11 protein-coding genes and 4 pseudogenes are annotated in these 15313 nt (G+C 54.2%); 3 read left to right on the top strand and 12 right to left on the bottom strand.

Going from position 1 to position 15313, the window contains the following annotated elements; genetic code table 11:
- Positions 1-4: 4 nt before the first annotated feature.
- From kdpC to ACA079_RS15515, 6 genes and pseudogenes are all read right to left on the bottom strand, one after another.
- Positions 5-577 carry a potassium-transporting ATPase subunit KdpC gene (kdpC, locus tag ACA079_RS15490; RefSeq protein WP_497704212.1) on the bottom strand — a complete coding sequence of 191 codons (573 nt, stop codon included), beginning with the start codon at positions 575-577 and terminating at the stop codon, positions 5-7.
- Between the two features lie 12 nt (positions 578-589).
- Positions 590-2668: a potassium-transporting ATPase subunit KdpB gene (gene kdpB / locus ACA079_RS15495; RefSeq protein ID WP_497704213.1), complete on the bottom strand. Its 2079-nt coding sequence runs from the start codon at positions 2666-2668 to the stop codon at positions 590-592.
- A 10-nt stretch (positions 2669-2678) separates the two neighbouring features.
- Complete coding sequence (gene kdpA / locus ACA079_RS15500) at positions 2679-4451, bottom strand: potassium-transporting ATPase subunit KdpA (protein WP_497704214.1); 1773 nt, start codon at positions 4449-4451, stop codon at positions 2679-2681.
- A complete protein-coding gene (kdpF, locus tag ACA079_RS15505; RefSeq protein WP_349294113.1) occupies positions 4448-4540 on the bottom strand; it encodes a K(+)-transporting ATPase subunit F in 93 nt (30 codons plus the stop codon). The genes kdpA and kdpF overlap by 4 nt, the downstream gene beginning before the upstream one ends.
- Positions 4541-5189: 649 nt before the next feature.
- A pseudogene (locus tag ACA079_RS15510) lies at positions 5190-5575 on the bottom strand (transposase); the annotation flags it as partial.
- 398 nt (positions 5576-5973) lie between these two features.
- On the bottom strand, positions 5974-6240 hold the full coding sequence (locus tag ACA079_RS15515; protein ID WP_497704215.1) for a hypothetical protein: 267 nt from the start codon (positions 6238-6240) through the stop codon (positions 5974-5976).
- Positions 6241-6760: 520 nt separating this feature from the next.
- Here ACA079_RS15515 and ACA079_RS15520 point away from each other — a divergent pair.
- Both ACA079_RS15520 and map read left to right on the top strand, forming a co-directional pair.
- Positions 6761-6991, top strand: coding sequence for a hypothetical protein (locus tag ACA079_RS15520; RefSeq protein WP_045060682.1), 231 nt, complete (start codon positions 6761-6763; stop codon positions 6989-6991).
- 385 nt (positions 6992-7376) lie between these two features.
- Positions 7377-8148, top strand: a pseudogene (map, locus tag ACA079_RS15525) (type I methionyl aminopeptidase).
- Between the two features lie 151 nt (positions 8149-8299).
- On the opposite strand, the gene ACA079_RS15530 reads toward map, so the two are convergent.
- The 5 genes and pseudogenes from ACA079_RS15530 to ACA079_RS15550 form a co-directional block, all read right to left on the bottom strand.
- On the bottom strand, positions 8300-9313 hold the full coding sequence (locus tag ACA079_RS15530) for an isocitrate dehydrogenase (RefSeq protein ID WP_497704216.1): 1014 nt from the start codon (positions 9311-9313) through the stop codon (positions 8300-8302).
- Positions 9310-9537: pseudogene (locus ACA079_RS15535) on the bottom strand (ribbon-helix-helix protein); the annotation flags it as partial. The pseudogene ACA079_RS15535 and the gene ACA079_RS15530, both read right to left, overlap by 4 nt.
- Before the next feature lie 294 nt (positions 9538-9831).
- A pseudogene (locus ACA079_RS15540) lies at positions 9832-10566 on the bottom strand (YoaK family protein); the annotation flags it as partial.
- 306 nt (positions 10567-10872) lie between these two features.
- Positions 10873-12117, bottom strand: coding sequence for a malic enzyme-like NAD(P)-binding protein (locus ACA079_RS15545; protein WP_497704217.1), 1245 nt, complete (start codon positions 12115-12117; stop codon positions 10873-10875).
- 837 nt (positions 12118-12954) lie between these two features.
- Complete coding sequence (locus ACA079_RS15550; protein WP_497704218.1) at positions 12955-13185, bottom strand: hypothetical protein; 231 nt, start codon at positions 13183-13185, stop codon at positions 12955-12957.
- Positions 13186-13325: 140 nt separating this feature from the next.
- On the opposite strand from ACA079_RS15550, the gene ACA079_RS15555 reads away from it, so the two are divergent.
- Positions 13326-14981: a SulP family inorganic anion transporter gene (locus tag ACA079_RS15555; protein ID WP_497704219.1), complete on the top strand. Its 1656-nt coding sequence runs from the start codon at positions 13326-13328 to the stop codon at positions 14979-14981.
- A gap of 69 nt (positions 14982-15050) precedes the next feature.
- Here the strand turns inward: ACA079_RS15555 and ACA079_RS15560 are convergent, their stop codons facing one another.
- Positions 15051-15236: a ribbon-helix-helix protein gene (locus tag ACA079_RS15560; protein ID WP_201188883.1), complete on the bottom strand. Its 186-nt coding sequence runs from the start codon at positions 15234-15236 to the stop codon at positions 15051-15053.
- Between the last annotated feature and the right edge of the window lie 77 nt (positions 15237-15313).

Consider the following 15313-nt stretch of genomic DNA (forward strand, 5'->3'; position numbering starts at 1 on the left):
GCGCTCAATGCGTGGCGTCGAGTGCCAGGTTCAGTTCCAGGACGTTGACCCGAGGCTCGCCAAGGAACCCAAACAGCATGCCTTCAGAGTGTTCGGCGATCAGTTGATGAACGCGCTCGATGGGCAGGCTGCGCACCCGCGAAATTCGACCCGCCTGATACAGGGCTGCGGCGATGCTGATATGTGGATCAAGACCGCTAGCCGAACTGTAGACCAGGTCGGCGGGCACCGTGGCGGTGTTCCCGGGATCGGCCACACGCAAGGCATCGATGCGGCCCTTGATGGCGTCCGCCAGTGCAGGGTTCAAAGGCCCCAGGTTTGACCCCGATGATGCTGCCGCGTTGTAGGGCATAGGGCTGGTTGCACACGGGCGACTCCAGAAATGCCTGGGATCGCTGAAGCCCTGACCGATCAACGACGAACCCACAGTTTTACCATCCTTTTCGATCAGACTGCCCGCGGCCTGAGAGGGGAACACCAGCCTGGCGATCCCGGTCGTGACCAGTGGATAGGCCAGGCCCGTGATCAACGACAGTGCAATCAGCAGGGTCAACGCCGGACGCAGCAGAGAAGCCATGACAGTGCTCCTTTAAGTCAGACCGACAGCAAACAGCGCCATGTCGATCACTTTGATGCCAATGAATGGAACGATCACGCCACCCAGCCCATAGATCAGCAGGTTGCGGCGCAAGAGCAGGGCCGCGCCGACCGGGCGATACTTGACGCCTTTGAGCGCCAGGGGGATCAGGAAGATGATGATCAACGCGTTGAAGATCACCGCTGACAGCACCGCCGAGTTCGGGCTGGTGAGGCCCATGATGTTGAGTGCCGCGAGCTGCGGGTAAGTGGTGACAAAGGCAGCCGGCACGATGGCGAAATATTTGGCGATGTCGTTGGCAATCGAGAAGGTGGTCAGCGAGCCTCGGGTCATCAGCATCTGTTTGCCGGTTTCCACCACCTCGATCAACTTCGTCGGGTTGCTGTCCAGGTCCACCATGTTGCCGGCTTCCTTGGCGGCCTGAGTCCCCGAGTTCATGGCCACGGCGACATCCGCTTGGGCCAATGCTGGGGCATCGTTGGTGCCGTCGCCAGTCATGGCCACCAGCCGACCTTCGGCCTGATAGCTGCGAATCAATTCGAGCTTTTGTTCGGGAGTCGCCTCGGCCAGAAAATCATCGACACCCGCTTCGGCGGCGATGGCCGCAGCGGTGACCCGGTTATCGCCGGTCACCATCACCGTCTTGATCCCCATGCGGCGCAGTTCGACGAAGCGCTCCTTGATTCCGCCCTTGACGATGTCCTTGAGTTCGATGACGCCCAGTACATTGGCCCCGTCGGCAACCACCAGTGGGGTGCTGCCCCGGCGCGCTACCTCTTCAATGCTGGTTTGCACCGTCTCGGGAAAGCTGCCGCCCAGACCTTGAACGTGCTTGAGGATCGCCTCGCCAGCGCCCTTGCGTATTTGCCGGTCGCCCAGGTTGACACCGCTCATGCGCGTTTGCGCCGAAAAGTGCACGAAGTGGGCGTCGAGTGCGCCAATGTCGCGTTCCCGCAGATTGAAACGCTGCTTGGCCAATACGACGATACTGCGTCCCTCGGGGGTTTCGTCGGCCAGGGAGGCCAGTTGCGCCACATCCGCCAGTTCGGCCTCCTTGTGCCCCGGCGCCGGTATAAATGCCGAGGCGTGACGGTTGCCCAGCGTGATCGTCCCGGTTTTGTCGAGCAACAGAACATCGACATCTCCGGCAGCTTCCACGGCTCGGCCGGAAGTGGCGATGACGTTGGCCTCCATCATGCGGCTCATGCCCGCCACACCGACTGCCGACAGCAATCCGGCGATGGTGGTGGGAATCAGGCACACCAGCAGTGAGATCAGGACGGTGATCGAAACCGGCATGCCGGCCTTCGTCACGGCAACACCAAACAACGAGAAGGGCAGCAGGGTCACTGTCACGCCGAGGAACACGATTGTCAGTGCGACCAATAAAATCGACAGGGCGATTTCATTCGGGGTCTTTTGCCGCTTGGCGTTCTCGACCATGGCAATCATGCGGTCGACAAAGGTTTCGCCGGGATTGGTGGTTACGCGGATGACGATCCAGTCCGACAGGACCCGAGTCCCGCCCGTCACCGCCGAGAAATCGCCACCACATTCTCGTATCACCGGGGCAGACTCGCCGGTAATGGCTGACTCATCCACCGAGGCGGCACCCTCAATCACCTCGCCGTCGGCGGGGATCACCGAGTCCGCCAAGTCGCCGGCTTCAACCACCACGACGTCGCCCTTGCACAGGTCGCTCGACTGAGCCAATTGCCACTCGGCGCCGTAGTGCGGCTCGCGCAGTTTCTTGGCCCAGGTTTCCTTTTTCAGGTCGCGCAGAGACGCCGCCTGTGCCTTGCTGCGGCCTTCGGCCAGGGCCTCGGCAAAATTGGCGAACAGCACGGTGAACCAGAGCCACAGGGCAATCGCGAGAATGAACCCGGTGCTGGCCTCGCCCTTGCCGCTGAGGGCCTGAACCCACAGCGCGGTTGTGATGATTGCGCCGATATAGACGACGAACATCACCGGGTTACGCCACTGGGTCCTGGGACTGAGTTTGCACATGGATTCAACCATGGCGGGTCGAATGAGCTTGGGGTCGAACAAGGAGAACGCTTTGCGTGTCATGTTCGTGATCTCACTTGATCATCATGAAGTGTTCAACGATGGGACCCAGCGCGAGCGCCGGTACGTAATTCAACAAGCCGACCAGCAACACGGTGCCGATCAGTAGCACCACGAACAGCATGCCGTGGGTGGGCATCGTGCCTGCGGTGACCGCCAGGCGTTTCTTCGCGGCCAGGCTGCCGGCGACTGCAAGCACTGGCACGATGACGCCGAACCGGCCAAACCAGGTCATGATGGCCAGCATCGTGTTGTAGAACGGGGTGTTGGCCGACAGGCCGGCGAACGCACTGCCGTTGTTGTTGGCCGCCGAGGTGAAGGCATAGAGAATTTCCGAAAAGCCATGGACACCGGGATTGGCGATCCCTAGCCTGCCGGCCTCGGCCATGACGGCGATGGCTGTCCCAAACAGCACCAGCAATGGCGTTACCAGAATCGCGATGGCGACCATCTTCATCTCGTAGGCTTCGATTTTCTTGCCCAGATACTCAGGAGTACGGCCGATCATCAGGCCGGCGATAAAAACCGCGAGGATGGCGAACACCAACATGCCGTAAAGGCCTGAGCCGGTGCCGCCGAACACCACCTCGCCCAGTTGCATCAGCACCAACGGCACTGCGCCGCCCAGTGGCGTGAACGAGTCATGCATCCCATTGACTGCACCGCAGGAAGCCGCCGTCGTCACGGCCGCGAACAGGCTGGATGCACTGATGCCGAAGCGCACCTCCTTACCTTCCATGTTGCCCGCCGCCGTATCGATTCCCAGCGCTGAAAATTGCGGGTTACCGATTTGTTCGTAATGGGTGACGGCCACCACCGCGATCAAGAAGATGATCGTCATCGTCGCCAGCAGCGCCCAGCCTTGGCGTATGTCGCCGACGACATGGCCAAACACGAAACACAGCGCCGTTGGAATCAGGAAAATCGCGATCAACTGCAAGAAGTTGGTAATGGCGGTGGGGTTCTCGTAGGGGTGGGCCGAGTTGGCGTTGAAGAAACCGCCACCGTTAGTACCCAGCATCTTGATGGCCTCTTGTGACGCCACCGGCCCCATGGCAATGGTCTGCTTGTCACTGCTGATGCTTTTCAATACGGGATTGCCTTGCGCATCAAGGGTCGGCTGGCCGGCGTCATTGAGCGCCGGAACCTGGTACTGCATGACCTCCATCGTCGTGACTTCCTTATAGGGGTCAAGATTCTGGATCACGCCTTGGCTGACGAAGAACAACGCGAAAATCAGCGACAGCGGTAACAGCACCCACAAGGTGATGCGCGTGAGATCGGTCCAGGCATTGCCGATGCTGTCCGCGCTGTGGCGCGCGAACCCTCGAATCAGGGCAATTGCCACCACGATACCGGTGGCGGCGGACAGGAAGTTCTGCACTGTCAGCGCGAGCATCTGGGTCAGGTAGCTCATCGTTGCTTCGCCGCTGTAGGCTTGCCAGTTGGTATTGGTGACGAAACTGGCAGCAGTATTGAACGATGAATCCGGACTCACGGCGCCCATGCCTTGCGGGTTAAATGGCAGAACGCCTTGCAACCGTTGTAGTGCATAAACGACCAACAAACCCAGCGCATTAAATACGATCAAGGCGAGTGCGTATTGAAGCCAACTCATCTGCATTTCAGGTTTGATCCCGGCAAGGCGATACAGCGGCGACTCAATGCGCGACCCGAAGGTAAACCGGCCTTCCATCACGGTGGTCAGCCAAAGGCCAAGAGGCCAGGCCAGAATGCCGAGCGTCAGAAGAAAAGCCCCAAGCAGGACCCAGGCTTGAATAGTCACAGGAAGTCCTCCGGAAACAGCAACGCGCAGACGAGATAAACCAGCAACCCGGCCGCTATCAGGCTGCCGAATAGATAGAAGCCCGTCATGACCGCCTCCTGTTAAGCGCCGCACAGCCGCGCGCCAGTCCCACCAGGCTGAAAAAAAGCAGCGCTCCGAGTACTAAAAAGATGAAGTCCATGGCATTTCCTCCAGCAATGAAGGAAGCCTAGTTTGACGGCTAATAAATTGTTAAAAGGATTAGGGGCGAAAGAATAAAGATCTTATAAAGATCTAAGATAGTACGGTTAGATTAGGGTGGTTGTTTAATGAAGGGCGTTTTTCTTTGGCAGGTCTTCTCGTTGTCGCTTTTCTATGGGACGTCTCTGCTTATTGATTTTGGTTGAGTGGTTGCTGCTCAAATACTCAAAAACAAAAGATGCAAATCCGAACAGTCCAATTATTGAAATGATCATAATGCCCAAGTCCGAGCTGCTCATAATATTCTCCCGTCGAAATTTGTTCCGGAGGATAAAATATCTTTTGCAGAACTCAAGACGATCTACGATTTCTTTACGATTCTTTTGGTTAATTATACGAAGCTATACGGCTGTGGAAGCGCGACGCTAGACTTGGGAACAGCGGTTGCATAGGCAGACCACCATTTTGATGCCCGACGGGAGCGCTATGGATAGGGATGCACTTGAGCAAAAACAGATACCGGTCTACTCCGTTGCGGTGATAGCCGGCGCAATAGGTACACAGCACAACGAACTGGCGGCAGATGCCTCGGATGGCCTTGCTGTTGTCTTTTCGGAAGTTGGCGATGGTCTTGAAATCGGCATCAAACGCCCGGTCAACCACATCAGATCAACGTTGCGTTGAGCTTCTCGTTCCAGCCGCCGGCTCGACTGAATGCGGTTGAGATAGCCGTAGATGTAGATCTTCAGCAGGATCGCAGGGTGGTAAGCAGGCCGGCCTGTGTCAGCAGAAATAGCACCGTCAAAACCCAGATTGACCAGGTCGAGTTCATCGACGAAGACGTCGACTATGCGCACCGGATTGGTATCGCTGACGTAGTCGTCGAGGCTTTCAGGCAGTAAGGTGCTTTGGCCTCGATGTTCACCTTGGATAAAGCGCTTCATGGGCGGACCTTGCGATGAAATCCTCAGAAATCATAACAAGGGTTCGAGAAAGCGTTTTTTCACACTCTGTCCCGCTTGCGGACTGACTGGCCTCCATCGATACCAAGTCATGGGGATTCACAACCAGCGCGGGCGGGCGGGCTCTAAGTGGCCGCGATAAAAACCCGGAGTCTCTTGCAAGAGGCGCGGGGCGGTAATGAAAGTCGAAAAGTAGAGTTCGTATTGTTCGCGCAAATTATGGGTGCTCCATGGGAGTTCCACTGTTGGTGATCAATGGCCTTGGGCTTGATTGGAGAGAGTATTTAAAATACGACCCGTGCAAGTAGTCGGCGTTAAGCAGCTTGAAGCAGTTAATGCCCTACGCTAAAAGTTTTTTTTAGAATTATGTAAGAAGCCCTCTATTGAGTTTTAAGTGTCGATACAAATGTAGCCAGCGAAGGATCTTTTTCAGCATTTTGCTTGTGCCTACCGATGAAAATCCACTCGTCTTCCGTCCAAAGAATTCGTGTTGTTTTAGGTGCTTTGCAGTCAAACACAACCTGATAGATTTTCGTTTCCCGCTGCTGGACGACGACGCATTGCTCAAGGCAAACCAACAATCGCTGCCCCGGCTCCAGGGTCGGAGCATTGCGTGGCGCACACATCTTAATTCCTGTTTTTCGCATGATGACTTTCGTCCTTAAAATTCAGAAACCGTAGGCGTTAAATCAAAAGCAAAGGTGATCCACTGCTGCGAGGGACTCATTTCATGACCTTGAGCATGACGCCAATGTGCTCTTCAAAGTGCAATCATTAGGTCAAGTAAGTCGTTTGGACCCGTACAGACAATCACCTTCAAGGAGTGGAATTGATAGCTCATTGCTGATCGTGAGCGCTTTTTTGGTTTGGTTTTATTCTCAACCTGGCCGTCAGAGTCTTCTATCACTTGAAACTCATTCGCAAGGCCATGTGCCTTCAAAGACAAAACATTGGGCGGGTCCGCTCAGACCAGCGTACCTCAGGAGGTTTGGTGGTTCTGCTGATGACTAGCCTCCGAGAGTCCATATGTGCATACTATTATCATGCGGTGATAATATAAAGGCAATCTACTCAACCTTGCCTCAGGCAGGGCGAGGTTTTTTGCTCAATTGCCGGGAGGCAAAATCACGCATGAGAACAGAAATATGTGAGCGCTCGGAGAGCTGTATGAAACGTGAGGACGTAAAAATCAAACACGCTGAAGGCATTCAGTTTGATACCCATTTGATTGCCAATCCGGCCAACACCCAGGAGTGGATCGCCTTCTTTAAAAAGGAAGCAGGAAGAAGCTTTTTCCTGGTCAATGACAACGAAGAAATTGAACCCTTCCGACACCTTGATGATTTGATTCATGAACTGCGTGAAATCGGTATCAAGGTTGCTGAAATTCATTTTTGAATTCTTTTTCCTTGGAGTGTCGTCATGTCTGTCAGGGTCGAAAATCTATCTAGTCAGAGTGAAGATCTATGGTCCGTGTGTGTAGGTACCCGGCAAATTCAGTTCCGCAATGAGCAGGGTGCAAAGGACTACGCGGCAAAGCTGAAAGAGCGTATTGAAGCTCCGCATATATACCCGTATGCAGTGCCGGCAAGCGGTGACAGAAAATGTAATGAGTAATTAAGCGTGTTGCCCTTGTTTTATTATAAAGATTGGAACATGACAAGAATAATAAGGTTCCAGCTTGAGGGTGATGCATCTGCGAATTATAAGTAAAAATCTTTGAGCTTATATCGAATATATTCGACAAGTGAATGCCCGTTCATTCAGTATCTGGAGTCGCATAATGAGGGTGAAAGTGCCAACTAAAAAGCCAGCGGAAATTGCCCTGTCACGGGCTGCTGGTAAACTGGCTGCGGAGGTTTTGAGCATGATCGCGCCTCATGTCAAACCAGGCGTTTCTACCGACGAGCTTGATGCGCTGTGCCATGACTACGTAGTCAACGTGCAGAAGGCCATTCCAGCCAATGTCGGTTATCACGGCTTCCCTAAAACTTTGTGTACCTCTGTGTGCCACGGAATTCCGTCGGAAAAAAAGCTTCGAGATGGCGATATCGATCAATATCGACATCGCAGTTCTCAAGGATGGTTGGTTCGGTGACACAAGTCGCGTGTACTTTGTGGGTGAGCCAAACGCTGAGGCTCGCCGGATAGTGGACACCACTTACGAGGCAATGTGTGCCGGCATTTATGCAGTAGGTCCTGGTGCCACGCTCGGCGATGTCGGGCATGCCATTCAAACTGTGGCGCACCGTGAGGGCTACAGTGTTGTGCGCGAATACTGCGGACATGGCATCGGTATGGTTTACCACGATGAGCCGCAGGTCCTTCATTATGGGAACCCTGGTGAAGGTCTGAATCTGAAACCGGGAATGATTTTCACCATTGAGCCAATGCTCAATGCTGGAAAGCACGATGTAAGAACGCTTGGTGATGGCTGGACGGTGATCACCAAGGATCTTTCGCTCTCGGCCCAGTGGGAACATATGGTCCTGGTCACTAATGATGGCTCCGAGGTCTTGACTCCTTGGCCAGACCAATCAGAGGAGTACCAGTAATTCTTGGGCGTTTTTGTCTAGAGTCGGTGCTGATGGGTAGAGATCTACCCCTCCTGCGCATTTTTAGTTCTCTTCAGTCAAATAAGGTCAGTATGCGTGGCGGGGGGGATATAAAAACGCCAGCTCTGACTGAGCTGGCGTTTACGTCTATCTAGTTACGCAAGTAGGCCACCAAGGCGTCAGCGAAGGACTCAGTTGTACCGGTTCCCCCCATATCCGGTGTCACTTGATCGCAGGAGGTTTTCAAAACAACACGGATAGCGGTACGAATGCGGGTCCCCTTGTCCACCATGCCCAGATAATCAAGCATGTCTGCGGCAGCCAACAACAATGCACATGGGTTCGCGATGTTCTTGCCGGCGATGTCTGGTGCCGAGCCGTGGACCGCTTCGAAGATGGCCGCATCGGCGCCGATGTTCGACCCGGGCGCTAAGCCCAATCCACCTACCAGGCCTGCGCACAAGTCTGAAAGGATGTCACCAAACAGGTTGGTGGTGACAATGACATCGAATTGATGGGGATTCATCACCAGCTGCATACAGACGTTATCGACGATCATCTCGTGGAATTCGATTTCCGGATAATCCGCAGCGACCTCACGCGCAACCTCAAGAAACAAACCGGAGCAAGACTTGATGATATTGGCCTTGTGCACCGCGGTTACTTTCTTACGGCCTTTGCTACGAGCCAGTTCGAAGGCGTATCGCACGATGCGTTCGGAGGCTGTGCGTGTAACGCGAATGCTCGCCAAAGCGACTTCGCCGTCCTCTGAAATACTTTGTCCTTCGGGTAAGTACGCCCCCTCGGTATTTTCGCGCACCGTGATGATGTCGATATCTTCGAAGCGCGAACGGGTACCAGGGAAACTGATCGCTGGTCGGACATTGGCGTAGAGATCGAAATGGCGGCGAAGGTGAACGTTGATTGATGAGAACCCACGGCCAATCGGTGTCGTCAGAGGGCCTTTTAGTGCGATGCCGTGTTTGGCGATCGTGTCGATGGAGGCGGGTGGCATCAGCTGCCCATGTTGCTGCAACGCCTCCAAGCCAGCCTCAACGAAGTCGTAGCGAAGATTGCAGTCAAGGGCGTCGAGTACGCGTAGCGTCGCTTGCATGATCTCAGGGCCGATGCCGTCGCCCTTGATGATTGCGATTGTTCTGCTCATGGTCTCTTCCTTAACAGTGCTTTGTCAGCCTGCTGTATTGATTGGGTCATTGAGACTGGTGTCACGAGTCTGCTGATAGGCGTTGACTGTCTGACGGCTTTCACCGCGCCAGTGTGCTGTGTTTCATCCTCCGCGCCGTGACTGCGCAGGTCATCGCGGATCAAATGACGGGCGTCCTGAGAGGGTGTCAGATCTCGCGCCGCACAGAACTCCTCGAGGATGCTGCTGCTACGGGGCGAGCTACCGGGTCAAGCGTGCTGTCATTGCTCCAACGAATACGCGCATAACATTAACATATAATGTTAATGTTATGCGGTGACAAAGAGCGTTTCATCGTGATGAATGTAAGGCGTTTGAACGTCTGTGCATGACAGGTTGAGGTGGCTTTCAGGCAGGAACAAAAGAGCACGAGTTGTGGCTCGAATCGTTCTGGAAGTTGTACCGCCAAGCCAAAAAAACCAGCGGACTCGCGCTCATCAAAAGGCATTGGCTCACTTTCGCATGACGCGGCGGACAAAAAGCCTGACGTCATCAAAGGCAGGCACGATTGCCAGCGTCACCAGAACCATCGCGAGCGGTACCGTTGAGATGTAACCGATATGCTTGAACCCAAATGCACCCACCACGCCGCCGAAGAAGAAATTCAGCGCGAGCAATATCAGTATTTTGAGCCGGGTCCGATTGGCGAGAACTTTTGGAAGGGTCGATGTGCTAACGGCATTCCAATAAAACAGTTTTCCAAACTCGATACCGATATCCGTGATGATCCCGGTGATGTGAGTCGTTCGGATTTCGGCTTTGGAAATTTTGGTGATCACCGCATTTTGTAAGCCCATGATGAAACACAGCAGCATCACGGTGACGGACACGAACAAACCATCCACGGTGGAAAGCTGAGCGCCCATAAATCCAAAGCAGATGAGCAGAAAGGCTTCGAACAAGAGGGGCACTGCAAACTCACTGTGCATCCGTCTGCGTCGGGAGTAATTGACCATGACCGCAGAGCACGCAGCCCCAACTAGAAAGGACAACAATGCGCCGGTGCCACTAAGTACCAGGTCTTAGTCTCCCAGCACACTGTTGTCTGCCATCGAAGAAACGATGCCTGTCATGTGTGAGGTGTACTGATGCACCGCCAGGAAACCGCCAGCGTTGATTGCTCCCGCGACGAAGGCCAAGGCAAACCCAAGATGTCGGTTTGCGGCTGTGGTACGCCTTCGCCCGGTGAGGCTCCTGACATATTTGATCGGCATTTATTCACCCTTGTCTCAAGGGTATGAGGAGCAAAAAAGCCAGCCGATTATGCATATCTGATATCACCAGGTACTCGCGATTTAGACGGGGCTGCTCGTTGGGTGTTGAAGCCGTTGGTTGTTGTTTCTTCCGATCGCTGAACAGAGGGTCACCTGCTGGCGCAGCAGATGAGGCTTCAGTGATCAGCCAAAAGCGGATGACTTTGAAAATGGCGGATTGCCAATATTCAGAAGGTGCCGCGACTGGATAATCCCCAGTGTGCCAGCTGCCAACCGTAAAAGGTCGCGCAGCTGCGGCACGTCAGCTTAGAGCGGGTAGTGCGTCGGGTAATGCAGCTTCGCAACGCCGGTGTCGATAGCGGCCTTGGCCACTGCGCCGGCTATGGCTCCGAGCAGGCGAGCATCGAGCGCTTTGGGGAGGATGTAATCGCGCCCAAACTCAAGTTTATCGACGTCGAACGCTTGCAGCACTTCTACAGGCGTCGGCTCTTTGGCCAATTGGCGTAGTGCTTCCACCGCCGCAATTTTCATCGCTTCGTTGATCCGGGTTGCCCGAACATCCAGCGTCCCGCGGAAGATGAACGGAAAGCCCAGAACGTTATTGACCTGGTTCGGATAATCAGAGCGACCGGTCGCCATGATCAGGTCATCACGTGTGGCCATGGCCAGCTCGTAGCTGATTTCAGGGTCCGGGTTCGAGCAGGCAAACACGATCGGATTAGGTGCCATCGCTGCCAGTGCTTCTGCCGGAAGGAGATTGGCTCCAGACAGACCGACAAACACGTCAGCACCGGTCATGGCTTCCATCAGCGTACGCGGACCACCGTCGTTAACGAACTGTGCTTTGTATTGATTGAGGCCTTCCCGAGCGGAGTGGATAACACCGATGCGGTCGACCATGTACAGATTGCTTTTTTGAGCGCCGAGACTAAGCAGTAGGCGCATACAGGCAGTGGCGGCGGCACCCGCACCCAAGCAAACAATTCTCGCATTCCCCAGGGTTTTGCCCTGAATCTCAAGTGCATTGAGCATGCCGGCTGCAGTGACGATGGCAGTGCCGTGTTGATCGTCATGGAAGACTGGGATGCTGCATTGTTCGATCAGTGCCTCTTCGATTTCAAAGCACTCAGGAGCTTTGATGTCTTCCAGGTTGATGCCGCCAAAGGTGTCAGCAATGCGTACGACTGTATCGATAAAGGCCTGGGAGCTTTCAGCATTGACTTCGATATCGATCGAATCGATTCCGGCAAAACGCTTGAACAGCAGCGCTTTGCCTTCCATGACCGGCTTGCTGGCCAAGGGGCCTAGATTGCCCAAACCCAGAATGGCAGTGCCGTTGGTGATCACGGCCACCAGATTTCCTTTGCCGGTGAAGCGGTAAGCGTTCTCAGGATTCTTCGCAATTTCGCGTACGGGCTCGGCTACGCCTGGGCTGTAGGCCAGTGCGAGTTGGGCGGCTGTGTCGGCAGGCTTGGTCAGCGCGATGCTGATTTTCCCTGAGGTTGGGAATTCGTGGTAATCCAGTGCAGCCTTCTTGAAGTCGGTAGTCATGCGATCCCCTAATTAGACATTGATTACAATCGCATGTTAACACTATTATAATGCAAGGTGACGAGGTCCTGACCCACAGACCAGGATCAAATTGCCGGCTGAGCGCTGCTGATGAAGGGGTTTATCAGCCAGCGGACCAACTCTATTAGCCCTAAGACATCAGGGTGGGCCTGTATCGGGTGGTCAATAGAGATCCTCCTATGCTTGAACCCGTCTTAGGCCACCTCGTGTGGCCATTTTTTTTGCGTGCTCGAATGTCCCAAGCGTCAAGACGCTGAAGTTATGGGCGTGAACGGCAGGCTCAGATGAACGAGGTGTAGCGGATCAACATAGCTGGGAGCGAAAGGGGAGGTGGCCATGACAAAGGTGCTAAGAGAGGTACCCGGCAATGCTGTTCGAGAGCCCTGGGTGAGACGTCTTTTGGCTTTGCCATGGACACCTTGGGGCTCCAGTACCGAGGGAAAAAAAACCTGGCCAGCCCACCACCAACCTTAAGGCAATAGTTCACGTGTTGTTCTGAGCTGTCTTTCGATGCCGTCCATCTTCAAGGGGCTTGGTGTTCTGTTCCTATTAACCAAACGTCGAGCCTGTCCAGTGGAGGGAAATGACCAGGATCAGCATTAATCAGCGGTCTTGGCTGTGAGAGGCGTGGTGAGTTCGTGGGAAGGCATGGGGTGCGTCGATTCTTTCTTTGAGTGTGGCGGCATAGTCTTTTGCTCCCTGCTCAGTCCGAAATTGGATGCAGCGGCTACCGAAACAAACAGACCAAAGCGCTTCGCTTTGACCGGACAGATACTCAACCTTTACTGACATGATCAAACACCTTGAGTGGAACAATCAGAAATGAACTTCGGCAGACTTGATACCAAGCTCTCGAAGCTCATGGATCAGTTCATCGAGGCGTCCAAATGTCTCAATTTCCTCGTTGTCATTGACCAGAAAATAGCTTCTCCCGGCTTCCTTCTTGAAAAGAATAATCCACTCGTGCGTATTGGCCGGGTTGGCTATCACATGCGTGTCGAAGTGCATGCCTTCACCGTGTTTGGTTTTGACGTCTTCGCGTTTCATGCGGGGTCTCCGGGCATATGTTTATGCGCTCTCGGCACCGAATCTATAGTGTTACTGGTGTCGTACGAGGCTAGGCCAATTGCTTTACTATTATCACCACGTGTGAATAGTATGCACATGCCACCAAAGCGAGGCTAGTCATGATTGCGATACGAGAAGCTTGGAAAGCAGGCTTGTTAGGGCGCGAGCATTGGCTTCGAAATATCGTCTCGGGGGGCATCGTCGGCGTTGTGGCGCTGCCCTTGGCCATGGCATTTGCCATCGCCTCGGGCGTCAAGCCGGAGCAAGGGATCTACACGGCGATTGTTGGTGGTCTATTGGTTTCGCTGTTCGGCGGAAGTCGACTACAGATCGCCGGCCCTACCGGGGCGTTCATCGTCATTCTGGCCAGCGTAACGGCCAAGTACGGCGTTGATGGCTTGCAGATCGCGACGATGATGGCCGGTGCAATATTATTGCTGCTCGGCATCACCAAGCTTGGAGCACTCATTAAGTTCATTCCCGACCCCGTGATCGTTGGGTTCACCGCCGGCATCGGTGTGATCATTTGGGTCGGGCAGTGGAAAGACTTTTTGGGCTTGCCGAAAGTCAGTGGCGAGCATTTTCATGAGCGGCTTTGGCACCTCATTCAAGCGCTGCCTGGCCTCCATGTGCCCACGACCCTGTTAGCCATCTTGAGCCTGCTGTTGGTGCTACTCGCGCCTAAAATACCAGGCTTAAGGCGTGTTCCTGGTCCTCTGATTGCCATGGTCGTTGTGACGGCGTTGCATTCCTATTTTCAATTCGATGGAGTGGCAACGATCGGGAGTGCATTCGGGGGGATTCCTCAAGGACTGCCCAAAATTGGCCTTCCTGAAATAACGCTGCCGCAGATCATTGAATTGATTGGTCCTGCGTTCGCGATCGCGATGCTGGGGGCGATCGAGTCGTTGTTGTCTGCTGTTGTCGCCGACGGGATGGCCGGTACCAAACATGACTCCAATCAGGAGTTAATCGGACAAGGCATTGCTAACCTGGTAACTCCTCTGTTTGGTGGCTTTGCTGCGACAGGCGCGATCGCTCGAACCGCGACCAACATCCGCAATGGCGGCAACAGCCCCATCGCGGGTTTTGCGCACGCCGTCACGTTGATTTTATTGATTTTCTTCTTGGCGCCTCTGGCTTCGGATATCCCGCTGTGCGCGTTGGCTGCGATCTTATTCGTGGTCGCTTACAACATGAGCGAACTGAAGCATTTCAAACGCATGGTCAAACGAGCCCCAAAAGCGGACGTCGCGATCCTTTTAGTCACCTTCAGCCTGACCGTTTTCAGCGATCTAGCGATTGCCGTGAATATCGGGGTCATTCTCTCCATGCTGCAATTTATGCGTCGGATGGCTTCATCTGTAGAGGTGCAGCTAATGGTCGAAAAAGAGCTGGAGGCAGAGTTGCACATGAATGGACATGTACATCTTCCACCTGGTGTTTTGGTTTACACCATTGAGGGGCCTCTCTTCTTTGGCGCAGCAGAAACTTTTGAGCGCGTTTTGGCTCAGACGCACAGCGACCCTGGCACTTTGATTATTCGCCTGAAGCGGGTGCCGTTCATGGATATCACGGGCTTACAAACGCTGCTCGAAGTTATTGAGCAGCTGCGCAAACGCAGCATCGTCGTGAAGTTGTGTGAAGCCAACGAAAAAGTCCTTGGCAAGCTCGACAAGGCAGGGATTCTTCAGGCACTCGGCTCACAGCATTATCATGCTGACCTCAGTGGCGCATTGGGCAGTTACGTCGAGATCGACAAGACCCAGGGCTAGAGATGAGGCGCAAGAGAGTAGAAGGAACGATGAGCAGGCATTCGTCGTACCCGCTCATGCGCAGATGAATCACTTACCATTGGCCGCAGTTCTGCTTTTGGTGGCGTAGGACACGCCGTGCGTCTCCAGATAGTCCCGAATGAGCTGACGAACTACCTGAGAAGGCGTCAGATCCTGAGATGCGCAAAGCTCCTCAAGCGCTTTTTTCTTGACGGGATCAATGAGCACAGTTAGTCGTGCAGTCTTATTTTCCATGGAATTGTCTGTACCCTAAAACGGTCGATGTTAATCAAATTGTAATGGTCGGAGATTTATTTGTCACCGGTTAGGTT

The organism is Pseudomonas sp. LBUM1645, assembly GCF_059716185.1.